Genomic DNA, 23,926 nt, shown 5'->3' with positions numbered 1-23,926 from the left:
GGGGACGGAACCGAACGGAACGGGGCGGCAGTTGACGGTGGAAGAGGGGCTCGGAGCGGACTCGGACGGGGAACGGGTGCGACGGTTCCTCCGCCGTGCCGTCGGTGCCGGGGTGACGTACACGGGAACGGACCTGGCCCCGGTCGGCCCGGACAAGGCCACCCGGGACGAGCTGATCGGCGAACTCGAAACGTGCGCCGGGGAGACGGCGTCCGGACCGGGGAGCGAGGTCACCGCCCGGCTCGGGGCGCTGGTCGCGGCCCGGTGGGCGGACGGGCGGGACCCCGCCGACCGCACACGGGCCATCGAACTGCTGCGCGAGGCGCGGCGGATGCCCGATCTGGACCCCGGTCTCCGTCGCGACGCCGCCCGTGATCTCGCCGTCCTGCTGCTGGCGCCGCTGCTGGACATCTCCCCTGCCGACAGCGGGGTGGCCGCGCTGCCACCCGGTCTGGCCCGGTACCTTCCGCTCGGCCTGCCGGCCTCCGCGCAGGGCATGACCGCGCTGGAGGTGCTGCCCGAAGTCGTCGAACTGGGACGGGAGGTGGCGGGTGAGGGGGTGCCGCTGCCACCTCATATCGAGGGCATCCTCACGATGGTGCCGCTGCTGCGGGCCGCCGGGGACGGCAACACCGGCGGGCTGGCCGACATCATGGCCGCGCTGCCCGGCATGCTGCCCGACAGCGGTTCACTGGGCGGGCTGGCCCAGGCGCTGCCGTACATGGCGAAGGCGTTCGACGTACTGCCCTCGGGCGGTGCCCCGGACGACGTCCCGGTGGACGTGGTGCGCTCCGCAGAGCACGCCGGGCCTCCCGGCCCCGCAGAGATGGAGGAGATGGCGCGCTCACTGGACGCGCCCACGATCCTCACCGAGATCATCAGCCCCGGCTTCATCACGCTCGACGACCTGCGTGTGCTGAACGAGCGGATGCTGGCCGCGGCCGGCTCCGACGGCGGCCAGGCCCGCGCCCTCGCGGCGCTCTCCTGCCTGGCCCTCGGGATGCGTACGGGCGAACAGGCCCACTTCGCGAAGGCGTTGGAGCTGCTGGCACAGATCCGGGAGGCGGACGGGCCCGTCGACCACGAGACGGAGTGGCTGCTCCAGGCGACCGTGCCCGCGGTGCTGGTCGGCTCCCAGCTGGTGGGGCACAGCCTCCAGGACGGGCAGACCGCGCAGGAACTGATCGACGCCGCCCTGACCTCCGGGGGTCTGCTCGCCGAGGGCGCCCCCGACCGGCCGGGTGCGCCCGGCCTGCTGCTCATGAACCGCTGTCTCCAGGCCCAGTTCGCCCTCGACCGGGCCCAACGCGAGCGTGACGTCGACGCGTTGGGGGAGGTACGGGACGAACTCCTCGCCCTGATCGCGCAGGAGACCGATGACGAGAGCGAGTGGAGCGGGCTGCCGCGGATCATCCTCTGCGGCCTCGAACTCGTCCGGGTGCAGCTGACCGCCGACCTGAGCGCGCTGCGCAGCGCGGTCGACCAGCATGCCGCCGCCCTGGCGCACACCGGCACGCTCCCCTTCGCCCGCCCGCTGCTCGCGACGATGGAAGCCCCCCTGCTCGCGCTCGCCACACACCTCGAACCGGACTCCGAGCGCATGCGGCGCTCCCTCGAATCGGCACGGGCCGCGCTGGACGCGCCCGCCTCCGTGTCCGGTCAGCGCCCCCGCAACCGGGTGGCCATCGCACTCGCCCTGCGCGCCCTGCACAGCCGCGAGGGCGACCCGGCCCTCCTCGACGACGCCATCGCCGAACTGGAGCGGGCCGAGGCCGACCTGAGTGCCGAGAGCGGCCGGGCCGGGACCGAGGCGGCCGATCTCGTGGTGCCGCTGCACGAGCAGCTGGCCACCGCCCTCGCGGAGCGTGCCGGCTCCGGCGACCCCGCCCACGACGACGCCCTGCGGGACCGGCTGACCCGGGCGCTCGCCCACGCCAGACTGGCTCTGCGCGCCTCGGCCGACGACGTGCTGCTCCAGCTCGGTGCCGAGCACGGACGGCGCGCCGCACGGGCGGCCGGCAGCCTCGGCGTCCGTGCGGCGGGCTGGGCCGTGCGCCTGGGCCGGCCCGAGGAGGCGGTCGCCTGTCTGGAGGCAGGGCGTGCCCTGGTCCTGCACGCCGCCGCGGCCGGGACCACGGTGGCCGACCGGCTGGAGGCACTCGGCGCCTATGAGACGGCGGCGGCGTGGCGGCAGGCCACGGTGACCACCGGCGCAGCTGGACCCGCGGTCCTCGACGAGGTGCTCCATCCGGACGCGACGGGAGTGCCGCGGCTGCCCAGCGCGCTGCGCCGAGAGGCGTTGGAGCTGGTGCGCACGGCCCCGGGTGCCGCGAGCGCGGCATCGGGGCCGCCGCCCACACCGGTTCTCGGCGCGACGCTTGTCCGCTGCCGGGCCGACGCGCTGGTCTATCTCGTGCCGGGCACCGACGACGAGACGGGTGCCGCGCTGCTGCTGCGACCCGGACTCGGAGTGCGGGTGGTGGAGTTGCCGGGGCTGTCGACCGCGGACCGCGGGCCGCTGGAGGAGTTCGTACGGGCCGGGGTCGAACTGCGGCGGAGCCGGGGCACGGACACCACGGACATCGACGCGATCCCCGCGGTCCGCCGCGCGGTGAGCAAGTGGCAGCGGTCCCTGGAGCGGTTGTGCGACTGGGCGGGCGGGTCGGTCATGGGACCGGTGCTGGACGCACTGGGCCTGTGGCAGCGCGCGCTGGCCGAGAGCGGGCTGCGGCCGGACGGCGCCGACGAGTCCCCCGAACCGGTCCGGCTGGTGCTCGTGCCCTGCGGCGACCTGGGCGCCGTACCGTGGCAGGCCGCGCGGCTGCCGCTGCCGCGGGAGGACTCCGGCGACGACGGGAAGGCGACCGACGTCCCCTCGACGGCCCACCTCTGTGAACTCGCGGTCGTGACCTTCGCCGCGTCCGGTTCCGAACTGGTCCATGGGACACGGCGGTCGAGGCTGCCGGTCGAAGGCGGGCAGGTGCTGGTCGCGGAGCCCAGGGACCTGTACTACGCCGAGGACGAGATCCAGGCGCTGAGCCGGGCGTACTACGGCGACGCCCGCGTCCTGCAGGGCGACGACACCGAGACCGGCCCCGACCTCCCCACGCCGGCCGCCATCCTGAGGGTGCTCGGCGCCGAGCCGTTCGCCACGGCCGCCCGTGCCGCGATGGTGCACCTGGCGTGCCATGGGACCGCCGGCACCGACCCCACCCGCTCCGCGCTGCACCTGTGGTACGAGGAGGGCGCTCCCCCCGAGACCGGCCATCTCACCGTGACCACCCTGCTGGACACCCCGTCGGCCGGGGACCGCAGCGGACCCCTCGTGGTGCTCAGCGCGTGCGAGACCGATGTGAGCGAGGCGGACCACGACGAGGCCCTGACCCTCACCACTGCCCTCGTGCACCGGCTGGCCACGGATGTCATCGGTTCCCGCTGGGCCGTGTCGGACGGTGTCACCCCGGCCCTGATGACGGTCCTGCACCACCATCTGAACGCCGGTCTCGCCCCGCCCGACGCCCTGCGGGCCACGCAGCGCTACGCCCTCACCCCCGCCGAACACCGCTGTCCCGTCACGGGGTTGGACATGCTGGACCCGTTCCTCGCGCAACAGGACATCGGCGAACTCCAGAACTGGGCCGCCTTCATCCATCAGGGCAGTCCCGCCCCCGAGCCTCCCAGGAGGGACCCGGCCCGATGACTCCCGACCAGCTGATCGCCCTGCTGCACCGCCACTGGGCCCAGACGCTCGCCGAACTGGGCTCTGACGAGCGGGCCCGGTTGCTGCGCCGGGTCACCGAGCTCGGCGACGCCGTCGGCCGCGGCCCCACCCGGCGTGCCGCACGGGAAGTGGGCCGGATGCTCCATGTGATGCCCGAGCACCACCCCGTCGGTGCGGCGCTGCGCGACGGCGTGCGGTATGCCGAACACGACCCGGGCGGCGGTGTCGTCGTCGACCGGGACCGCCTCGGTGACCTGCTCGGCTTCCTGGCCGGCCCGCCACCGACGGCCGAGGAGGTCCTGGACACCACCCGGCAGCGGCTGCTGCACGCCCCGGCTCGGGGCGCGGACACGGTGATCGCGGTCGTGACGGACGCGGCGGCCGACGACCTGATCCGGTTGCACGACCCCGAACTCGGTGACCGCTACCCGGAGTTCCAGTTCGTACCCACCACCGGTGAGCTGCGTCCGGTGGTGCGCGAGGTGAACCGGCTGCTGCTGGCCGGCCAGGACCCGTGGGGCGCCGCCGACTGGTGGCTGGGCGACAACGAATGGCTGGACGGCGCGCCGGCCGAGCTGCTGGACGTGGCGCCGGACGAGCTGGTTCTCGCCGCCGCCCGCGCCCTCCTGGAGGACGACTGATGGCCGGCCACGCCCCGCCCGAGGGGACCCGCATGGAGCCTCTGGTCCGTGTGCTGCCCGTCGGCACGGAGCTGTACCGCTGCCATCGCGAGACGCGTCCGCCCGACTCGTTCAACCCCAGCCGCCAGCACGCGTTCTTCGACGGCGACCGCTTCGGCGCCACCGAACAGGACCCCTTCCCCTACCTGTACGCGGCACTCGATCCCGTCACCGCGCTCAGCGAGGTGCTCCTGCGGTCGGTGCGGTTCGACGGGCCGTGGGCCCAGCGCCGCATCCCCAGGGCACTCGCGAGCAAGTACCGTCTGTCCGTCCTGCGCACGACCACGGACCTCGCCCTCGTGGACCTGATGAGCGCGGAGGGACTGGCCGCGGTGTGGCAGGACTCCTGGCTCGTCGACGCGGAGCGGGACGACTACGCCAAGACCCGGTACTGGGTACGACTGATCAGAGAGCACGCCCCCGGCATACAGGGGCTGTTGTGGCAGTCCAAGCGCCACCGGCCGCGCGAGGCACTCCAGTTGTTCGGCGACCGCTGCGGTACGTGTCCGCTGGAGCCGGTGCCCGAGCGCACGGTGTCTCTGAGTACGCCGGAGGGAGCGGCCGAGGCCCGGCGGCTGCTGAGCCCGGTCCGTGCGACGGTCTCGGACGCGGAGCCCGCGGCGGGACGCTGACGCGGGTCCGCTCAGGCTCCCGCCCCGGCGGACAGGTCCTCGCCCGGAGCGCACAGCGACACGGTCGCCTCGGAATGGAGCCCCAGGACGAGGCGGTCACCGTCGGCCAACTGCCGTGTCACGGCCGGGAGCAGGTAGTCACCGTTGACGCGGGTGCCGTGGGTGGTGCCGTCCCGGTATTCCGTCACCCACAGGGTGCCGTCCGATCGCAGGGCCACTTCGGCGTGGCGACGGGACACCGACAGTTCGTCGGCGAACCCGCGGGCCGTCAGGGGCGCCCACTCCCGGTCCCGGCCGAGATTGCGGACGTCCCCAGGGCGCAGACGCACCTGCACCAGACCACCGGAGAACCGCAGTGCCGCGGACACGGAGCCGTCCTCGGCGGGATCCGGGTCCGCGATCGGGGCCGCACAGACGGGACAACTCGCGACGCGCGCAGGGACCTTGCGCCCGCATCCCGTACATCGCACCATCCGGGGCGGCGGCCCCGACCCGGGGGACGGGGCCTCGCCGGGACGCCGGGGTGACAACGTCTCCGGCGGGTCGTCGTCAGCAGCCGTGCGACGCCCATCCGCGCCTCGGGGCGAGAGCCTCTCCGGCGGGTCGTCGTCCTTCTCCTCCTCGCCGCCCTCGCCCTTCTCGCCGTTCTTGTCGTCCTCGCCGTCCTTGTCGGGGCCCGGCGGGGGTGACGCCGCGGTTGGCGGGCGGGTCGTGCCCGGGCGTCGGGGGGTCAGTTTCTCCCAGGGGTCGTCGTCCCCTTCGTCGGTCATCCACGGTCCCTGTCGTGTTCGACCCGCAGGTCGACGGAGCCGTCCTCCGGATCCTCCGTCACGTCCGTCACCCGGAGCGTGCCGCGCAGTGACTGCGGGCGGATCTCGAAGATCGAGCGGGCCAGGGGATTGATCAGGTGTGTCTCCAGGGCCATGCCGATGCCCCGACCCCCGGCGTACGGGTCCCGCAGACAGTACTTGCCGAGCTGCCCCCGGGCCCGCGGGCTGATCTCCAGCCGGATGTCCTGGCTCTCCCACAGGGCGGCGGCGATGTTGTCGATCGACAGGTCGAGGACCTCTTCCGCGGGCGGGCCGGTGATGAAGCCGAACACGACCACGTTGCCGCCGAAGCGGTTCATCAGCTCCGGACGTCCCACCTCGGACTCGAAGTGATGGCGGATGTTCTGCTTCACCCTCTTCGCGAGGTCGGAGTAGTCGTCCTTGGGATGTACGTCCCACACGCGCTTCTCGGTCTTCGGGTCCTTGTGCTGCACCCCGAGGTTGGAGGTGAAGATGAGCACGCACTCGCTGAAGTAGGTGGTGACGCCCTGTCCGTCGGTGAGCCGGCCGTCCTCCAGGAGCTGGAGGAACTTGTCCATCACCCCTTGGTGCGCCTTCTCGATCTCGTCGAAGAGGATGACCCGGAAGGGGTCCGCGCGTACGGCACGGGTGAGTTCACCGCCCGCCTCGTAGCCCACGTATCCCGGCGGCGCCCCCACCAGCCGGTCGGCCGCGTGCGCGGCGGAGAACTCGCTCATGTCGAACCTCAGGTAGGCCTCCTCGCTGTCGAACAGCAACTGTGCGACGGTCTTGGCCATTTCGGTCTTTCCCGTTCCCGTCGGACCGGCGAAGAAGAGCACCCCGCGCGGCCGGTGCCCGGCGGACGTGGCCTGCGCGCCGGACAGCCCGAGGGCCGCGCGCTTGAGGATGTCGAGCGTCATGGTGACCGCGGGCTCCTGGCCGCGCACCCGGCGGGTGAGGGCCTCGCGACCGCCGGCGATCCGCTCGCGGATCGCCCAGGAACGCCAGGGGTCCTTCTCCACGCCCAGCCGGTAGATGCGTACCGCGTCCGGCATCGCCTCGAACGGCATGCCCCGCGACAGAGCGAGCCGGTGGCTCTGCCGCATCGCGTCCAGGGACAGACCGGCCGCCGCCTTGGCGAACGCGGTGACAGGATCCAGCCGTGACCGTCCGTACGGCCCTTCCTGTTCGGTACCGGTGCCGTCCTGGGGGGCGGATTCGACGTCGGCCGCGCCGGGCCGGTGCTCCGATGCCAGCAGCTCGGCCATGCGCCCGCGCTCGTCGGCGTCCGGCCCGGGGACCGCGACCGCGCGGATGCGCTCGGAGCCGCTCACCAGCCAGTGCGGCAGGTCGCGGTCGCTGTCCGCGAGCCAGATGACCGGGTTGAACAGCTGCCCGCCGCCCGCGGGGTCGCGCGGGGGCAGATGGGCGCCGGGAGCCAACGGCTGTGCGTCCTGGGCGAGTTGGACGCAGGACAGAAAGAAGTCCTTCTCGGCGTCGCTGAGCCGGGTGACGTCGGTGCTCAGCCGGGAGGAGTAGTCGATCAGCAGTGCCAGCCGCAGCGGTTCGGCCTCCCGTCCGTCCCGGCGCTGCCCGGTACGGCGTTCCTGGAACCCGGTGACGATCTCCCGCAGCAGCGGTTCCGCGTCCAGGAGTTGGGGGGTGCGGCCGCCGGTCTGTCCGTTGCGCGGGCTGCGCAGCGCGTCGTTGAGCAACTCGACCACGGTGTCCTGGTCGGGTCCGACCAAGGTGACGAAGCCGGTGATCTGGTCGTAGCGCAGCAGTGCGCCGTAGCCGAGCCGGCGCAGGCCGTCCCACAGCGACTCGGGCAGGCTGCGATCGGTCTCGACCAGCTTCCCGCCGTGTCGGCGCTGTGCCAGGTACCGGTCGCGGATGTTGCCGTGCAGCACGAACTGGCTGTGCACCGAGAGCGTGCCGAGGATCTCGTCGACGAAGGGGGGTGTCGGCCGCTGCGGGCTCGCGGCGGCGTGGCGAGGTTCTCCGTGCTTGGTGAGACGGCTCTCCGTCGATCCGCTGGACAGACTCACTGCGTGTTCCTCTCTGGACGGTGGAGTGGGCACCGGTCGGCGGCAGCCGGAATCAGGGCGGTGGGCGGTGGGTGGTGGGCAGGGGCAGTGGACGCCGGCGTCCGGCTCATCGCCGGTCTTCGCGGCCCTCGCGGTCGTCCCGGGGGTCGATCCGCCGGTGTCGTGGCCCGTCGTGCCGGCGCCGCGGGTCGTCCTGGGCACGCCGTCCGGAACGCAGGTGCTCACGCTCGAACGGTCCCGAATCGGCCGCGGCCCCTTCGTCCGGTGTGCCCGGTGCGACGACCTCCGAGGTGAAGCGGAAGTCGCAGTCCAGCCCCAGGTCCACGAGGGCATGCTCGAAGTCGGCCGCCCACTGCTTCGCCTCCGCACAGCGTTCCGCGTCCCGGGGCGAGGGCGGCCCGGCCCGGTGCGTCGCCAGGTCGATGCCGTCCCTGCGGACGGTGACCCTGATCCAGTGATCCGGTTCCCAGCCCGGCGGCACATGGTCGGTGTACCGGGCGCTGGTCCCACTCTCGTGCCAGTCGCCCGCCCCGCCGCTCAGGGCGCCGAGCAGTTGCTCCGTGCCGCGCTGCAGGCAGCGGTGTTCAAGGTGTTCGAGCCGTTCGTCCACGGCCGCGCGCACCTGGTCCCGATCGGCCGCGCCGAGGGGACGCCCCTCCTCGACGGCCCTGCGCAGCAACGCGACGACGTCCTCCGAGGGCGGCTTCGGCTCGACGTCCGAGGGCACTTCGGTGGTGAGGAAGTCGAGCTGGGCCGCCGCCTGGGTCAGTGCCTCGACGCGCAGCCGGACGCGCCGGCCGGCCTCGGCGGCGAAGATGCGCGCCTCCTCCACGTGTTCCGAGGCGCCGCTGCCGTCACCCGCCCGCACGCATATCAGCGCGTAGTGCAGGGCGGTGACGACGGGTTCGGTGTCCTCGGCGGTCGCCTCTGCGGGCAGGCCGGCCAGCAGCTCGGTGGAGACGGCGGTCACCTCGTCCGCGCCGGGTCCCCTGGCCCCGGCGACGGGGGCGGGGGCGGGCCGCTCGGGCCTCTCCGCGGACCGGGTGGACGGGGCGGATCCGGCGGTCCGGCGGCGCACGGTCCGCCGCCGCTCGGCGAGGACCTCCTGCCACGCGGTGTCCCGCGGGTCCGCGACGTCGGCCACGGCGGTCGCGCACTCCCACGCCGCCAGCTCGGCCTGAGCCCGCTCGATGGCCCGTTCCGCCTCGGCCACCGCTTTCCGGGTGGCGTCCAGACGGCAGCCCTCCGGTCGGACGGGCGGCGGCAGTACGGGGGCGGGCGGTGGGGGTGAGCCCGGCGGGGTGCCGCGTGACGCCCGGGCGAGCCGTCCCGCGAGGACGGCGCGGCGGGCGTTGACGCGGGTGGCGGCGAACGCCGCGCTCTCCCACTGCTGGGCGGCGTTGCGGGAGTTGTCCTGCTGCCGCAGCAGACAGCGTTGCTCCTCGGCGGCGCGGACCGCCGCGTGCGCCAGCATCCCGGTGGCCGCCATGGCGGCTCGCCCGGCCAGCAGCGTGCCGCTCATGGCGCCGAGCGCGATGGCCGCCGGTTCCACCAGTTCGTGAAGTACGTGGACCAGGCTCTGCGTGAAGTGGTCCACGGTGTCGGAGACGTCGATGACGGACATCTGCGGGAGCTGACTCGTGACGTCGGGCGTGGAGACGGGCGTGACGTCGGGCGTGGAGACCGGCGTGGAGAGGGGAGGCGTGTCGTACCCGTAGGTCGGCCATACGTCCTGTACGCCGGCGAGCCCGTTCGCGGAGCTCATACGGTCCTCCCTCCGGCCACGGCAGGCAGGGTGCGTCCGGCGCGGACGGCGGCCTGGACGGCCCGCTGCCGACGAAGCTCCCGGCGCCAGACCCGGTCGCGTCGCACGGTCCACACGGCGAGTGCGACGACGGTTCCCACGGGCCACAGCCACGGCGCCCACAGCAGGACGTACGGCAGGACGCCGAGGAACAGGACCAGCATCAGCACCGTGGAGACCAGCCGCGCCCAGCGGCTGCCGAGAGTGAACCGGCTCGGCCGTTCGGCGGTGCCGATGACGAGTCCGGCCAGCGACTGCGAGGGGTGGTAGCCCGGTGGCCCGATGCGGACCGCGATCCACAGTTCGAGGGCGTGCACGACGAACGCGGCGGGCATCGCCAGCAGCCAGCCGGTGACGACGGCGGACTGGGGAGCCAGATTCGCGGCGTCGGAGAGCGAGATGACGAAGCCCCACGGAGCGCAGACCAGGACGGCGCCCAGGACCGCCCAGCCGAGGTTCGGCAGCATGTCGAGGCGGCGCATCGCGACATCGAGTCCGTCGCGTGCGGCGGCCAGGGCGGCGGCGGCCTCCTGTCGGCCGCGCTCCTCCAGATGCGCGTACGCCCGCCCCGCGTCGTTCTGGGCCAGGCGCGCGAGCCGCACCGCGGCCAGCGCGCGCAGTGGCTCGTCGGCCTCGTCGAGCAGACGCTCGAACCAGGGGACGGGGACGGCGAGCCGTCGTGCCTCCGCGCCGGCCCGCCGGCTCCAGACGCCGGCGGTCTGGGGCAACCGGGCCAGGTGGAGCAGCCGGGCGTCGACGCCGGTGTCCCGGGCGAGCGCCGCTCGTACGGCCCGCCTGCGCAGCAGGGGGTGCCGCAGGGCGAGTTCGTCGGTCTGCGCGTCCCAGGCGTCACGCAGCCGCCGCCACTGCTCCTCGGTGGCGGCGAGTTGTTCGCCGCCCGGGCGGACGGCAAGGGCGGTGAGGAGTCCGGGGTGGCGGAGTGCCTCGACGAGGTCGCGGGCGTCCCGGTCTCCGGCCACCGCTCTTTCGAGCGGGACCGGCAGTTGGTCGCCTTCGAGGCTGCTGCCGTGCCAGGTGACGGGCAGATGGGGGCCGAGCCGGTTCAGCAGTTCGGCGAGGGTGACGGGGCCGGGCTCGTCGGCCAGCCGAGTGCGCAGGTCCTCCAGCGGGTCGGCGGGATCGGCGGGGGAGGTGCCGCCGACGGCGGGGCCGGTCGACACGAACTGGCCGAGCCACTTGACCAGTTCCTCGCGCCGGGGAGCGGAGGACAGCAGCTGCGCGGCGCCCGGATGGCGGCGGTCGAGTGCCTCGGCGAGTTCCTCCAGGTCGCTGTAGGGCACCCCCATGAAGGAGAAGGGCCGCACGCGCGAGCCGGGCGCGGGGGTGATTTCGGGGGAGGGCGCGGTACCCCGTGTGATCGGTACGGGGTCCGCCTGGTCCGGATGGATCCACTGGCCGACCTCCGTGGCACCCCAGCGGTGATTCAGGGACCGGGTGAGCAGTCCCTCGCACAGGGCACGCAGCCGCGTGTCGGCGATGCCGCTCAGGTCCACGTCCTCGGTGCTGAGCCGCTTCAGGACCACGCTGCGCTCCCGCAACCGGATCGGATGGGTGCCGAGGGCGAGTTCGGCGACGACCATGCCCATGGACCACCAGTCCCCGGACGGGGCGACGTTCTGGACGACGGTGGCGGCCTCCGGCGCAAGGTAGAGCGGCTTGCCCGCCCAGTGCCGCACCGGGCGGGACAACGACGGCGACGACTGCACGGCGGCGCCGAAGTCGACGAGCACCAACTCGGGCTCCTCGTGCGGGCCTTCGCGGACGACGATGTTGTCCGGAGCGACGTCGCGGTGCACGATTCCGCGTCCGTGCAGCGCGGTCAGCGCCCGGTGGAGCTGCTCGATCACACGCCGGACGTGCTCGGTCGGCAGGGGAGCCCCCTTCCGTGCCTGGTGCCGCGCGCGGTACTCGGCGAGGGTGACCTCGCCCGCCGAGGGGCAGACCTCCCACACCATTCCGGTCGCGATGCCGCGGTCGAGGACCTGGACGACGTGCTGGTCGACGGGGTCGCCGAGGATCTCGTGGACCCGGCGGTCGGGGGCGTAGAAGTGGTGGTAGCCCTTCCAGACGAGAGGGACCCCCGCCGGCCGGAGCTTGGGTTCGCGTTCCACGACGCGCAGCACCACGGCCTGCTGAGGGAGTGGTTCGCCGGTGCGTCCGGTGCCGAGTTCGGCGAGCCGCTCGAAGCGCCCGCGCAGTTCCTCGGGCAGGTCGTGCAGCTGCGGCCGGGCCTCGCGGCCTCGCGCCGGGTCGGACTCGACGTCCGGGAAATGGTCGGTGGGCGGAACGGCGTTCCCCGCCGTATCCGGGTCGCCCCCCAGTGGTTCCGCGGTGCTCATGTGAATACCCCCGCCCGGTGCTGAAGTACGGCCTCCGGAATATCCCTCGGCCGGAGGTGGACGGATACTACGCGAAAATATGACCCCCGCCGTGCCCGTCGATTATCTGTCACTTTCCGGGTTTTCTCGATCAAAGAAAATCAACCCTCATGATCGGGTGTGAAAAAATAATAGAAAAAGTCGAAAGAGAATCGACTGCGTCGAAGCCGGGCACGTTTTCGCCCGCACCGTGCCCGATCACGCGGAACCCTCCCCACCCCTGGGAACGCGGTCCTATCGTGCTGGCATGCGTCTGGTACACGGCCCCGCAGAGCCTTCGGAACTTCCCCCGCACCACCAACTCGTCGTCGAACTGCGTGCCCTGCGCAAGGTCGGCCTCTCCCGCGTACGGCAGATATCGCACCCCGGTCTCGCCGCGGCGGCGTCCGCCGCCGGCCTGCCCACCGGCCCGGAGGAGCCCGCCGCGGGGATCGAACGCCTGTTGCGGTCGGCCGTCCACTGGCTCGACGGTGCCGTGCCGCCGCCCGGGGGCCACCTGATCCCGGACGCTCCCGCCGCCGGGCCGGTCGGTGAACTCGCGCGCGCGGCGGCCCATTCGTTCGGGCTCGTCGGCGCCGCCTCCCAGATAGCCGGCGAGCGGCGCAAGGCGGCTGCCGCGGTGTTCGGTGTCACCACGGAGAGCTTCCGGCACCGCCAGGAGCGCCAGGTCATCGACCGCCTGGCCGACGCGGTGCTGGGCCTGGCCGGCGCGGGCGCTCCGCCGGAGGGGAACCCGCTTCCGCAGGCCACGCCCTCCGACGTCCCGCACGCGGTGGCCCGGATGACCGGTCCACCGGTGCACTACGACACGGCCCCCGGTGCGGTTCCCGCCCACCCGGACATCCAGGTGCACCTGTCTCCCATCGAGCTGCTGCGCGACGTCGACGTCCTGGTCTCGTCCGAGAACACGTATCTGGAGATGTCGAAGATCTTCCGCAACACCGTCTCCGGGGCGCTGCGGCGCGCGGCGGCCGCACGGGACGAGACCAACGCGGTCATCGACGACCCCCTCGCCCGTGAGCTGCGCGACTGGATGGCCAGGCACGGCCGCAGCGGCCTCCAGGTACCGCCCGGCACGGTCGTCCCCACCGGCCCGGGCGCGCTGGCGCGGCGCGGGGTCCGCCGAGTCCTGCACGCGGCGGTCGCGGTGCCCCGGCGCACCAGCAACGGCTACGAGGCGTGCGAGAGCACGGTGGTCGAAGCGGTGTCCGCCGCCTTCCGGGTGGCCGTCGGCGAACGGGACGCGCACGAACCCCCGTTGTCGTCCCTGTGCTTCCCCGTTCTCGGTGCCGGACGCGGCGGTCTGCAACCCGAGCGGGCCGCCCGCTGGCTGCGCTGGGCCGTGGAGGAGGAACTGCGTGCGGATCCCCGTTGGACAGTCCACCTGGTCACCCGTACCCCTGCCCTGATCCCCGTGCTGCGGGGCACCGAGCGGGGCTGACCGGAAGTCAGGGGCGCCAGCTGGGCGCCGAGAGCGGTAGTCCACGGCGGGCCCCCTCCCTCTCCATGGCGGTCAGGTCGCCGGGGCGCGGAATGCCGTACCAGCGCACCGGCCACGTCCCGTCCCGCGTCCGCCGGTCCACGACGACCTGGAGTCCGACATCCCGCGGGTCCCGGGTGCGCGCGAGGTGGGGGCCGTAGCGAAGGCGGCCCAACTCCGTTCGTGGGACCATCCGCTGGTTGGCCGAGCCGCGCCAGACGAGGTCCGTCGGTTCGGTGATGCGGAACCGGCCGGTGACCACGGCGTCCGCCGGTCCGAGCGCCGCCCGCTGCTCAGTGGTGAGTTCGTCCTCCTCGTACCCGGTGTAGACGAGCAGGTCGGGCGCCCCGCCGTCGGACGTCGGCCGTACGGACGGGGCGCTGCGCAGGTCGTGCGCGCCCTTGAGGAACGCGCCGAGTCCGGCCGGCTGGTCGCACGGCTCCCCACCGCTGACGGTCAGACCCGACGCGCCCCGCTCCAGGGCCTGTCTCCACAGTCCGAGCAGGTCCGCCACAGGTACGCGGGTGCCGCCGGCGGGGTCCCAGGTGTGCCGCGACATACAGCCCGGGCAGGCCAGCACACAGCCCTGCACCCAGACGCCGAGCCGCGCTCCCGGCCCAAGGGTCAGCAGTGGCAGGTGAGTACCGCTGATATCCAGGCGTGCCGTGTTTCCCAAGGCGTTCCCTCCTTGTGTACGGGGAGAAAAGTATTCGCCCCGGCCCGCGCGCGCGGCAATCCCGATGCGGTTCCGTTCCGGATCGGAACCGGACGGAATTCGGACCGGAAACGGTCCGCACATGGTTCCGGTACGGGTACGGATTTTTTCGCTCCTCATATATGTTTCTCATCACATATTCCGCTACTCTCATTCATCCCGGCTTTCTCATTCCACGCCGCCGAGCTGCGGACCGTGCGGAAAGCCGGGCTTCCGTGCCATGGGGAAGGCACACGCACATAGGGGGACCACTGATGGACACCAGACACAGCGTCACGCGCTGCCTGCGTGAGTGCGGGCTCGATCTCCGCAGCGCGGTGCGCAGCCGCCGGCGCGGACGGCTCGACGCGGCCCGGCTGCGGATGACGGCCTCCGCGCACGACCCGGATTCGCCCGAACTGATCACGCCGTACGTCGAGGAGGTACGGCTGATCGCGAAGCGCGCGACAACCGAGTTGCGCGGCCGGCTGATCGAAGACCGGCACGCCCTCGTAACGGCCATCCACTCCGGCGCCGTCGCGGTGGTCACCCAGTACGAGGTGCGCCGCAGCAACTCGCCCGCACTGCTCGACCGATGGGGCCGCTCGGTCGCCGAATGGCGCACGGCCGCGGCGCTGTGCCGCACCCGCGCGGAGTCGATCGCCGGCGGGGCGAACCTGCGGCTGGCGCACTACTGGGACGCCGTATGGCAGCGGCAGTCCGCCGGGGACGAGGACCCGCGGACGCGCCCGCAGGACTGGCTGCCGGGCAAGATCGCCCTCGACGCCGACTGGCACGAGCCCGACTCCTGGCTCACCGCGGCCCCCGGGGCCCCGTCGGTGCTGACGACGGCGCTGCGGGTGCTGGACGGGGGACGCGCCCGGGCGGGACGGCCCGCGGCCTAGTCCATCGACCCATTGCCCATTGACCCAATGGCCCACTGCCTATCGGCCCATTGATCCGTCAGGCGTGCTCGGGCACCTGCCCGTCCGTCGCGGGGCACAGGTCATCGATTCACCCCACCACTGCTGTGAAAGCGAGTCACATGAACGCACTCCTTCCCGTGCGCAGACCTCGGGCCTCCGGCCCGGTGCGCGGGCACCGTGCTCCGGTGCGCACCTGTACAGCACTGATCGCCGCGCTGACACTGAGCCTCGCTGGCTGCTCCGGTATGCCCTGGAGTTCCGACGACAAGGGCACCGAGAAGGTGTCCTGCGGCCTGGTCGTGGACGGCTCCGGTTCCGGGACCAGCGACGACACCGGCGTCGACGTCAAGAAGAAGCTCCAGGAGACGCTCATCCCGTTCCTGGACGAGCAGCACTGCTCCTCACTCGCCTACGCTCCCGTGACGGCCTCCTCCTGGAACTCGTCGTGCCGTCACTCACCGGTCGACCTCGATCCGGAGCCGCGGACGAGCACCGAGGACCGGGAGGTACTGCGGCAGCGCGCCCGCAACAGCGCGGCCGGCGCGTCGATCGAGATGCTCAACTGCGCTCGGGAGCAGAACGGTTCGGACGTGCTCGGCGCGCTCGGCCGCATCGCCCAGTCCCTGCGCGAGACACAGGACGACAAGGGCGGGGACCTGGCCATCCTCGCGGTCAGCGACTTCGAGCAGACCGACCCGGAGTTCCGGATCTCCAAGGAACCCCTGTCGACCAAGGCCGAGCGCACGAGGGCGGTCAACAAGCTCCTGGCCGGCCGGAAACTCCCCGCGCTGAAGGGGATGGATCTCTACACGGTCGGCTACGGCAAGAACCCGACCCGCAAGCCCTCCACCTATGAGGGCTTCGACCAGTTCTGGACCGACATCCTCACGACACGGGCGAAGGCACATGTCCATCACGACGACGAGTAACCATCCCGACGAGCCCGCCCCGCGGCGTTCCCTGGCGGACCGTGCACGGCGTCGCGAGGACGGCTCGCGGCGCCGGGTCTTCGCGGCGTTCGGCCGGCAGCCCCGGACCGATGTACGGCGCACACCCCTGGTCCTGAGCGACCGCGCGCAGCGACGGCTCCTGAAGAAGGCGGAAGCGCAGGGCCGGGAGGACGGTGGTGGCAAGGCGCTCGACGTCGTCGTCCTGTCCAGCGGCATCCTGCCGCCGTACGCGGCCGAACTGGCCTCCCGCCGCGGCCTCGTGCGGGAACTGACCGAGGAGGAGGCCGCCGACCAGGAGACCCGGGCCTCACGGGAGGACGCGGAGGCCCGCAACCGGATCGTGCGGGAGGAGGCAGGGGTCATCCTCGCCCAGACCCGGCTCGTCGAGGCGGAGCACGACGTACGCCGTGCTCGCGAGCAGCTCGATCTGCTCGCCCACCGGTCGATGCGCTGGCAGCGGCTGCGCGACGCGGTACGTGAACGCTTCGAGCGGGCGGGGTCGGGCGGCGGAGCGCGGCCGGACGCCCCGGACCGCACCACCCCGGCGACCCCGGCGGGCGATCTCGATCCGACGTCGACGCCGGCCGACCCCGACGACGGATACCAGTCCCTCAACCCCGTACCGGCCGACCCGCACCAGACCGCGATACCCACGCCCGCGCAGGGCGCGGTCGCGGCGTCCGTCGAGGGCTGGGAGGGGCTGCGGGCCAGGGCCGCGATGCCGGACAAGCTGGTCCTGTTCATGCTCGCCCTGGTCTTCGCGGTCGAAGTGCCCATCTACTGGGTGGCGTTCGAACCGCTCCACGGCGTGGGCACGTCCAGTTCCCGTGCGCTCAACGCGACGCTGGCGATCTCCGTGGGCATACTCATGCTGGCGGTGCCACATCTCGTCGGCCGCGCGCTGCGGGAGCGCGGAGCGACGGGCGCCAGCCGCCCGGCCGGACCGGCGGCCCTGCTGTTCCTCGGCTTCTGGGCGGCCTGCACGGTCGCCCTGGGCATCCTGCGCGCGAAGTCGATCCTGGCCGAGCCGCCGGTCGAGGCGGCCACGGGTGAGGCCGGCGCATTCGACGGCGCGGACACGGGAGCGGTTCCGTCCCTGGTGGACCGCCTGGACCTCCAGTCGGAAACGGTCTACTGGATGTTCATCTCGCTCCTGCTGCTCTCCGGAGGCATCGGCTTCCTGGCAGGGCTGCTGCGCGAGCACCCGTACGTCGACAGTTTCCGCTCGGCGCTCGAACGCCGCCAGGACCGCGGACATGAACTCGCCTCCGCGCATGCCCGGTTGGCGGCCGCACGCGCCTGGGTCGACTCGGCGGGCGACCGCGCCGAGCAGCGCCGCCGCGGGGTGGAGGCGCGGCTGCGGGCGGCGGACGAACTCTACGAAACGGCGGCGGAGGCCCATCGCCGCGGCTTCACGTCGGCGGCGGCCGACCCGGCGATCACGGAGGCGGCCCACAAACGCACCGAATCAGGAACTCCGCTCCTGCCCCCGTCCACGACCCGCCGACCACCGGCACCGCGCCGCTGAGGCAACCCCTGCGGCGGTTCACCGGCAGCCGAGAGACCTGGGCCGGGACTCACCTCGCCATCGCCTCGCTGGTGCGTACCGTCCCAGAGAAGTCCCACAGATGCCGTCGCACCCCTCGTGACCCGCTTCATCGCGGGTCCGACAGGGTGCGGCGGCATCCGCCGGTCAAATGTCCCGGAAGATCTCGATCTGCGCCCCCACCGAGTTGAGCCGCTCCGCCAGGTCCTCGTAGCCGCGGTTGATGACGTACACGTTCCGCAGGACGGAGGTGCCCTCGGCCGCCATCATCGCCAGCAGGACGACGACGGCGGGGCGCAGGGCGGGCGGGCACATCATCTCGGCGGCGCGCCAGCGGGTCGGGCCCTCGACCAGGACCCGGTGCGGGTCGAGGAGCTGGAGGCGGCCGCCGAGGCGGTTCAGGTCCGTGAGGTAGATCGCGCGGTTGTCGTAGACCCAGTCGTGGATGAGGGTCTTGCCCTGCGCGGAGGCCGCGATGGCCGCGAAGAACGGGACGTTGTCGATGTTCAGGCCGGGGAACGGCATCGGGTGGATCTTGTCGATCGGCGCCTCCAGTTTGGAGGGCCGGACGGTCAGGTCCACCAGGCGCGTACGGCCGTTGTCCGCGAAGTACTCCGGAGTGCGGTCGTGGTCGAGGCCCATCTCCTCCAGGACCGCCAGCTCGATCTCCAGGAACTCGATGGGCACCCGGCGCACGGTCAGCTCGGACTCCGTGACGACCGCCGCGGCCAGCAGGCTCATCGCCTCGACCGGGTCCTCGGAGGGGGAGTAGTCGACGTCCACGTCGATCGTCGGCACGCCGTGCACGGTGAGCGTGGTGGTGCCGATGCCCTCGACGCGTACGCCCAGTGCCTCCAGGAAGAAGCAGAGGTCCTGGACCATGTAGTTGGACGAGGCGTTGCGGATGACGGTCGTGCTGTCGTGGCGCGCGGCCGCGAGCAGCGCGTTCTCGGTCACCGTGTCGCCGCGCTCGGTCAGCACGATGGGGCGGCCCGGGGTCACCTTGCGGTCCACCTGTGCGTGGTAGAGGCCCTCGGTGGCCGCGATGTCCAGGCCGAACCGGCGCAGCGCGATCATGTGCGGCTCGATCGTCCGCGTGCCCAGGTCGCAGCCGCCCGCGTACGGCAGCGTGAAGCTGTCCATGCGGTGCAGCAGCGGGCCGAGGAACATGATGATCGAGCGGGTGCGGCGGGCCGCCGCCGCGTCCATCGCCCCCATGTCCAGCTCGGCCGGCGGCACGATCTCCAGGTCGACGCCACCGTTGATCCACCGGGTGCGTACGCCGATGGAGCCGAGCACCTCCAGAAGGCGGTACACCTCCTCGATGCGCGCGACGCGGCGCAGCACTGTGCGGCCCCGGTTCAGGAGGGTCGCGCAGAGCAACGCCACGCACGCGTTCTTGCTGGTCTTCACGTCGATCGAGCCGGAGAGCCGACGGCCGCCGACCACCCGCAGATGCATCGGACCCGCGTAGCCGAGCGAGACGATCTCGCTGTCCAGCGCTTCACCGATTCGGGCGATCATCTCAAGGCTGATGTTTTGGTTGCCGCGTTCGATGCGGTTCACCGCACTCTGACTGGTGCCGAGCGCCTCGGCCAGCTGCGTCTGTGTCCAGCCCCGGTGCTGACGGGCGTCACGGATGAGCTTGCCGATGCGTACGAGGTAGTCGTCTGCCATGGCGGCAGGATATCTCACATATGAGATGCGGCATCTCGGGGGGTCCGAGTGGGTGACGGTCCCTCAGCCGCGCTTGGGGCGCTTGGTCGTGGTGCGTCGCCAGCCGAAGGGGCCCGGCAGATCCATCGAGGTGGTCCGGCGGCCCGTGCTGCTGTGTGTGCGCCGCGGTCCGTTCTTGCCGCCGCTGGTGATGGACCACGAGCGACGGTTGATGTTCAGCCGTACCCCGGGCAGGATCCGGAAGCTCTTACGGAATGTGAGGGGCATGCGTGCCTCCTTGTCGTCCGTCGCCGGGTACCCCGGATGCCGGTCGATACGCCGAACGCGCTTGCTCCCGGGCGCGGTTCGGGTCCGGGCGGGGTTCTGGACCGGGTCCCGGTCCGTGCCGGGGGCTGCTCCGGGCCCGTATTCGCGGCTGCTCCGCGGCACGGTTTCGGCCGTCTTGAGATGGCTCCCGGAGCAGGTCGGCGGGCGCGTCCGTGCAACAGGACACACCCTCCGGGCATGACCGCCCGGCGGTCATGTACTAGAGTTATCTCGACATCGAGATATCTGCCGAGGCGTGCCGCAGCCGCCCGGACCGGTAAGGGTTACCTAACTTAGCCTTACCTTAGCGGATCGGCCAAGAGGGCGTGGCGGCAGGATGCGGTGGTACGCGCACATGAATGAAGGAGACTGTCGTGTCGGCGAACAGCTTCGACGCCCGTAGCACGCTCAGCGTGGGCGACGAGTCGTACGAGATCTTCCGGCTGGACAAGGTGGAAGGCTCGGCCCGCCTTCCGTACAGCCTCAAGGTCCTGCTGGAGAACCTGCTCCGTACCGAGGACGGCGCGAACATCACCGCCGACCACATCCGTGCTCTTGGCGGCTGGGACTCGCAGGCCCAGCCCAGCCAGGAGATCCAGTTCACGCCGGCCCGCGTGATCATGCAGGACTTCACCGGTGTGCCCTGTGTCGTGGACCTCGCCACCATGCGTGAGGCCGTGAAGGAGCTGGGCGGCGACGCGGCGAAGATCAACCCGCTGGCCCCCGCCGAGCTGGTCATCGACCACTCCGTCATCGCCGACAAGTTCGGCACGAACGAGGCCTTCGCGCAGAACGTCGAGCTGGAGTACGGCCGCAACCGCGAGCGCTACCAGTTCCTGCGCTGGGGCCAGACCGCCTTCGACGAGTTCAAGGTCGTCCCGCCGGGCACCGGCATCGTCCACCAGGTCAACATCGAGCACCTCGCGCGGACCGTCATGGTCCGAGGCGGGCAGGCGTACCCCGACACCCTCGTCGGTACGGACTCGCACACCACCATGGTCAACGGCCTGGGTGTACTGGGCTGGGGCGTCGGCGGTATCGAGGCCGAGGCCGCGATGCTCGGCCAGCCGGTCTCGATGCTCATCCCGCGCGTCGTCGGCTTCAAGCTCACCGGTGAGCTCACGCCCGGCACCACCGCCACCGACCTCGTGCTCACGATCACCGAGATGCTCCGCAAGCACGGTGTCGTCGGCAAGTTCGTCGAGTTCTACGGCGAGGGTGTGGCGGCCACGAGCCTCGCCAACCGCGCCACCATCGGCAACATGTCGCCGGAGTTCGGCTCCACCGCCGCGATCTTCCCGATCGACGGCGAGACGCTGAAGTACCTGAAGCTGACCGGCCGCAGCGAGCAGCAGGTCGCCCTCGTCGAGGCGTACGCCAAGGAGCAGGGCCTCTGGCTCGACCCGGCCGCCGAGCCCGACTTCTCCGAGAAGCTTGAGCTGGACCTCTCCACGGTCGTCCCGTCGATCGCCGGCCCGAAGCGCCCGCAGGACCGCATCGTCCTCGCGAACGCCGCCGAGCAGTTCAAGAGCGACGTCCGCAACTACGTCGACACCGCCGACGAGGCCGGCAAGGAGTCCTTCCCGGCCTCCGACGCCCCGGCGAACCACCCCAACGGCGCCCCGTCCAACCCGGTCACCGTGACCGCCGCCGACGGCTCCACGTACGAGATCGACCACGGTGCGGTGACGGTCGCGGCCATCACCTCCTGCACCAACACCTCGAACCCGTACGTCATGGTCGCCGCCGCGCTCGTCGCGAAGAAGGCCGTGGAGAAGGGGCTCACGCGCAAGCCCTGGGTGAAGACCACCCTCGCGCCCGGCTCCAAGGTCGTCACCGACTACTTCGACAAGGCGGGGCTCACCCCCTACCTCGACAAGGTCGGCTTCAACCTCGTCGGCTACGGCTGCACCACCTGCATCGGCAACTCCGGCCCGCTGCCGGAGGAGGTCTCCAAGGCCGTCAACGACCACGACCTGGCCGTGACCTCGGTGCTCTCCGGCAACCGTAACTTCGAGGGCCGGATCAACCCCGACGTCAAGATGAACTACCTGGCCTCCCCGCCGCTGGTCGTCGCGTACGCCCTCGCGGGGTCCATGAAGGTGGACATCACGCGCGACGCGCTCGGCGTCGACCAGGAGGGCAAGCCGGTCTTCCTGACCGACATCTGGCCCACCGAGGCCGAGGTCAACGACGTCGTGGCGAACGCCATCGGCGAGGACATGTTCAACAAGTCCTACCAGGACGTCTTCGCGGGCGACGCCCAGTGGCAGGCGCTGCCGATCCCGACCGGCAACACCTTCGAGTGGGACCCGCAGTCCACCTACGTGCGCAAGCCCCCGTACTTCGAGGGCATGACGATGGAGACCACCCCGGTCTCCGACATCACCGGCGCGCGCGTCCTCGCCAAGCTGGGCGACTCGGTGACGACGGACCACATCTCGCCCGCCGGCGCCATCAAGGCCGACACCCCGGCCGGCAAGTACCTCACCGAGCACGGCATCGAGCGGCGTGACTTCAACTCCTACGGCTCGCGCCGGGGCAACCACGAGGTCATGATCCGCGGCACCTTCGCCAACATCCGCCTGCGCAACCAGATCGCGCCGGGCACCGAGGGCGGCTACACCCGCGACTTCACCGTCGACGGCGGTCCGGTCTCCTTCATCTACGACGCCTCGCGCAACTACATCGAGCAGGGCACCCCGCTGGTCATCCTGGCCGGCAAGGAGTACGGCTCCGGCTCGTCCCGCGACTGGGCCGCCAAGGGCACCGCGCTCCTCGGCGTCAAGGCCGTCGTCGCCGAGTCCTACGAGCGCATCCACCGCTCCAACCTCATCGGCATGGGCGTCATCCCGCTGCAGTACCCGGAGGGCCAGTCCGCCGAGAGCCTCGGCCTGACCGGCGAGGAGGCCTTCTCCATCGCCGGCATCACCGAGCTGAACGACGGCACGACCCCCCGTACGGTCAAGGTCACCACCGACACCGGTGTGGAGTTCGACGCGGTCGTCCGCATCGACACCCCCGGTGAGGCGGACTACTACCGCAACGGCGGCATCCTGCAGTACGTGCTGCGCAGCCTGATCCGCAAGTAGGCGGGCCACCGCAAGTACGCGGTCCTGTACGGCAGTTGAGGGCCGCACTCCCGGAGACGGGGGTGCGGCCCTCTGCCGTGCGGAGGGTGGACAGCGTGGGCGGTGGGCGGCGCGTGCGGTGGGTGCCTCGGGCGCGCGGCCGCTACACCCAGCCGCGCTGAGCCGCTCGTACCCCAAGCTGGAACCTGCTCGCCGCGCCCAGCCGTTCCTGGAGTTCGCTCACCCGGCGTCGCAGGGTTCTGAGGCTGACGCCCAGATGGCGGGCCACCGCCTCGTCCTTCATCCCGGCCGCCAGCAGCCGGATCAACACCCGCTCGCCCTCGGGGAGTTCAGCGCTCCCGGCCGTCTGGCCGAGCGGAGTCGCCTGCTGCCAGGCCAGGTCGAAGAGCTTCTGCAGGGCCTCGGTCACCGCCGAGTGGCGTACCACGACGGCGCAGTAGCCGCCCGTCTCGGAGGCGGTCAGCGGGAGCATCGCCCGACGCCCGTCGATCAGCAGCATCTTGACCGGTACCGAGGGCAACACCCGGGCCTGCTCGCCGAGTTCGACCATCTTCCAGGCGTGCGTCAGGACGTCCGGGTCCTCCAGAGCGGTCGCCGCGTAGACCGCGCGATAGACCACCCCGCGGCTGAGCAGATCGGCCTGGAGGTCCAACTGCGGGGTGCGCGGGGCGAGATACGGGGGTGTGTCGAAGAGGCACACCTCGTGCTCGGCACGTGCGTACAGCTCCTCCAGGCGGGCCGCGTTGGCGCCCTCCCCGGAGACGACCTCCACCAGCCGGGCAGGTTCCTCGCGCAGCAGCCCGGCCTCGTACGCGGTGGCCATCTCCTCGGCGGTGGCGGCGAGCAGTTCGGACTCCGTCTCGCGCCGCCGGATCAGCGCGCGGATCCCCACCCGTGGGTCGACCGCGCGTAACCCGCCCATGGAGTCCGGGGGTTGGAGAAGTCCGAGCGTCAGCAGCCGGTTGCAGGACTCGCGCACCCGTGCCGGCGGGCCACCGGTGAGCAGCGCCCAGCCGGCCGCCCCGGCATCGGGCTGATTGAGGATCGCCTGGTAGACCAGCTCGTCGAAGACGGAGACCCCCACCGCGGCCCAGGGGCTCGCGGCGGGGGTCTGTCGTGCCGTGTCGTATGCCGTGTTCACCATGGCCCGGCACGGTAGAGGATCTTTGTTAAGGCTGAT

Annotated in this window: 16 protein-coding genes; 8 read left to right on the top strand and 8 right to left on the bottom strand. The window is 72.0% G+C overall.

Annotated elements, in window-relative coordinates:
• Positions 1 to 37 precede the first annotated feature (37 nt).
• Genes QF035_RS15165 through QF035_RS15155 form a run of 3 tightly spaced genes read left to right on the top strand, consistent with a single transcriptional unit; the run spans position 38 to position 5,033 of the window.
• Positions 38 to 3,700 carry a CHAT domain-containing protein gene (locus QF035_RS15165; protein WP_307531132.1) on the top strand — a complete coding sequence of 1,221 codons (3,663 nt, stop codon included), beginning with the start codon at positions 38 to 40 and terminating at the stop codon, positions 3,698 to 3,700.
• The gene (locus QF035_RS15160) at positions 3,697 to 4,362 is read left to right on the top strand and encodes a hypothetical protein (RefSeq protein ID WP_307520845.1); all 666 of its coding nucleotides are present in this window, start codon (positions 3,697 to 3,699) and stop codon (positions 4,360 to 4,362) included. Before QF035_RS15165 ends, QF035_RS15160 begins: the two co-directional genes overlap by 4 nt.
• Entirely contained in the window at positions 4,362 to 5,033 is a 672-nt protein-coding gene (locus QF035_RS15155; RefSeq protein ID WP_307520844.1) for an RES family NAD+ phosphorylase, read from the top strand. Before QF035_RS15160 ends, QF035_RS15155 begins: the two co-directional genes overlap by 1 nt.
• Before the next feature lie 11 nt (positions 5,034 to 5,044).
• Here the strand turns inward: QF035_RS15155 and QF035_RS15150 are convergent, their stop codons facing one another.
• The 4 genes from QF035_RS15150 to QF035_RS15135 form a co-directional block, all read right to left on the bottom strand.
• Positions 5,045 to 5,803, bottom strand: coding sequence for an FHA domain-containing protein (locus QF035_RS15150; protein ID WP_307520843.1), 759 nt, complete (start codon positions 5,801 to 5,803; stop codon positions 5,045 to 5,047).
• On the bottom strand, positions 5,800 to 7,872 hold the full coding sequence (locus QF035_RS15145; protein ID WP_307520842.1) for an AAA family ATPase: 2,073 nt from the start codon (positions 7,870 to 7,872) through the stop codon (positions 5,800 to 5,802). The genes QF035_RS15150 and QF035_RS15145 overlap by 4 nt, the downstream gene beginning before the upstream one ends.
• A 106-nt stretch (positions 7,873 to 7,978) precedes the next feature.
• Positions 7,979 to 9,637, bottom strand: coding sequence for a hypothetical protein (locus QF035_RS15140; RefSeq protein WP_307520841.1), 1,659 nt, complete (start codon positions 9,635 to 9,637; stop codon positions 7,979 to 7,981).
• The gene (locus tag QF035_RS15135) at positions 9,634 to 12,036 is read right to left on the bottom strand and encodes a protein kinase domain-containing protein (protein WP_307520839.1); all 2,403 of its coding nucleotides are present in this window, start codon (positions 12,034 to 12,036) and stop codon (positions 9,634 to 9,636) included. The genes QF035_RS15140 and QF035_RS15135 overlap by 4 nt, the downstream gene beginning before the upstream one ends.
• A 286-nt stretch (positions 12,037 to 12,322) precedes the next feature.
• Between QF035_RS15135 and QF035_RS15130 the strand changes: the two genes are divergently transcribed.
• On the top strand, positions 12,323 to 13,516 hold the full coding sequence (locus QF035_RS15130; RefSeq protein ID WP_307520837.1) for an Appr-1-p processing protein: 1,194 nt from the start codon (positions 12,323 to 12,325) through the stop codon (positions 13,514 to 13,516).
• A 7-nt stretch (positions 13,517 to 13,523) separates the two neighbouring features.
• Here the strand turns inward: QF035_RS15130 and QF035_RS15125 are convergent, their stop codons facing one another.
• On the bottom strand, positions 13,524 to 14,231 hold the full coding sequence (locus QF035_RS15125; protein WP_307520836.1) for a 4Fe-4S single cluster domain-containing protein: 708 nt from the start codon (positions 14,229 to 14,231) through the stop codon (positions 13,524 to 13,526).
• Positions 14,232 to 14,524: 293 nt separating this feature from the next.
• Between QF035_RS15125 and QF035_RS15120 the strand changes: the two genes are divergently transcribed.
• From QF035_RS15120 to QF035_RS15110, 3 genes are all read left to right on the top strand, one after another.
• Positions 14,525 to 15,154 carry a hypothetical protein gene (locus QF035_RS15120; RefSeq protein ID WP_307520834.1) on the top strand — a complete coding sequence of 210 codons (630 nt, stop codon included), beginning with the start codon at positions 14,525 to 14,527 and terminating at the stop codon, positions 15,152 to 15,154.
• Positions 15,155 to 15,360: 206 nt separating this feature from the next.
• A complete protein-coding gene (locus tag QF035_RS15115) occupies positions 15,361 to 16,104 on the top strand; it encodes a hypothetical protein (protein ID WP_307520832.1) in 744 nt (247 codons plus the stop codon).
• Positions 16,082 to 17,653 carry a hypothetical protein gene (locus tag QF035_RS15110; protein WP_307520831.1) on the top strand — a complete coding sequence of 524 codons (1,572 nt, stop codon included), beginning with the start codon at positions 16,082 to 16,084 and terminating at the stop codon, positions 17,651 to 17,653. The genes QF035_RS15115 and QF035_RS15110 overlap by 23 nt, the downstream gene beginning before the upstream one ends.
• 165 nt (positions 17,654 to 17,818) lie before the next feature.
• On the opposite strand, the gene QF035_RS15105 is transcribed toward QF035_RS15110, so the two are convergent.
• Positions 17,819 to 19,348 (bottom strand): helix-turn-helix domain-containing protein, encoded by a 1,530-nt coding sequence (locus QF035_RS15105; RefSeq protein WP_307520830.1) that lies wholly within the window; start codon positions 19,346 to 19,348, stop codon positions 17,819 to 17,821.
• A gap of 63 nt (positions 19,349 to 19,411) precedes the next feature.
• Positions 19,412 to 19,615: a DUF4236 domain-containing protein gene (locus QF035_RS15100; protein WP_055614328.1), complete on the bottom strand. Its 204-nt coding sequence runs from the start codon at positions 19,613 to 19,615 to the stop codon at positions 19,412 to 19,414.
• Positions 19,616 to 20,028: 413 nt separating this feature from the next.
• Here QF035_RS15100 and acnA point away from each other — a divergent pair, with 413 nt between their 5' ends.
• Positions 20,029 to 22,746, top strand: coding sequence for an aconitate hydratase AcnA (gene acnA / locus QF035_RS15095; RefSeq protein ID WP_200395376.1), 2,718 nt, complete (start codon positions 20,029 to 20,031; stop codon positions 22,744 to 22,746).
• A gap of 142 nt (positions 22,747 to 22,888) precedes the next feature.
• Here acnA and QF035_RS15090 read toward each other — a convergent pair whose 3' ends face one another.
• Positions 22,889 to 23,890, bottom strand: coding sequence for a helix-turn-helix transcriptional regulator (locus QF035_RS15090; RefSeq protein WP_307520829.1), 1,002 nt, complete (start codon positions 23,888 to 23,890; stop codon positions 22,889 to 22,891).
• Positions 23,891 to 23,926: the final 36 nt, after the last annotated feature.

The sequence above is a fragment of the Streptomyces umbrinus genome, from assembly GCF_030817415.1.
GTDB classification, from domain to species: domain Bacteria; phylum Actinomycetota; class Actinomycetes; order Streptomycetales; family Streptomycetaceae; genus Streptomyces; species Streptomyces umbrinus_A.
This window is presented reverse-complemented; position numbering and strand designations above follow the sequence as displayed.

Bases quoted from the DNA above. Each gene is read 5' to 3' on its own strand.
- QF035_RS15135 (WP_307520839.1), bottom strand. From the start codon at position 12,036: ATGAGCACCGCGGAACCACTGGGGGGCGACCCGGATACGGCGGGGAAC.
- QF035_RS15130 (WP_307520837.1), top strand. From the start codon at position 12,323: ATGCGTCTGGTACACGGCCCCGCAGAGCCTTCGGAACTTCCCCCGCAC.
- QF035_RS15120 (WP_307520834.1), top strand. From the start codon at position 14,525: ATGGACACCAGACACAGCGTCACGCGCTGCCTGCGTGAGTGCGGGCTC.
- QF035_RS15105 (WP_307520830.1), bottom strand. From the start codon at position 19,348: ATGGCAGACGACTACCTCGTACGCATCGGCAAGCTCATCCGTGACGCC.
- QF035_RS15150 (WP_307520843.1), bottom strand. From the start codon at position 5,803: ATGACCGACGAAGGGGACGACGACCCCTGGGAGAAACTGACCCCCCGA.
- QF035_RS15100 (WP_055614328.1), bottom strand. From the start codon at position 19,615: ATGCCCCTCACATTCCGTAAGAGCTTCCGGATCCTGCCCGGGGTACGG.
- QF035_RS15090 (WP_307520829.1), bottom strand. From the start codon at position 23,890: ATGGTGAACACGGCATACGACACGGCACGACAGACCCCCGCCGCGAGC.
- QF035_RS15140 (WP_307520841.1), bottom strand. From the start codon at position 9,637: ATGAGCTCCGCGAACGGGCTCGCCGGCGTACAGGACGTATGGCCGACC.
- QF035_RS15110 (WP_307520831.1), top strand. From the start codon at position 16,082: ATGTCCATCACGACGACGAGTAACCATCCCGACGAGCCCGCCCCGCGG.
- QF035_RS15155 (WP_307520844.1), top strand. From the start codon at position 4,362: ATGGCCGGCCACGCCCCGCCCGAGGGGACCCGCATGGAGCCTCTGGTC.
- QF035_RS15160 (WP_307520845.1), top strand. From the start codon at position 3,697: ATGACTCCCGACCAGCTGATCGCCCTGCTGCACCGCCACTGGGCCCAG.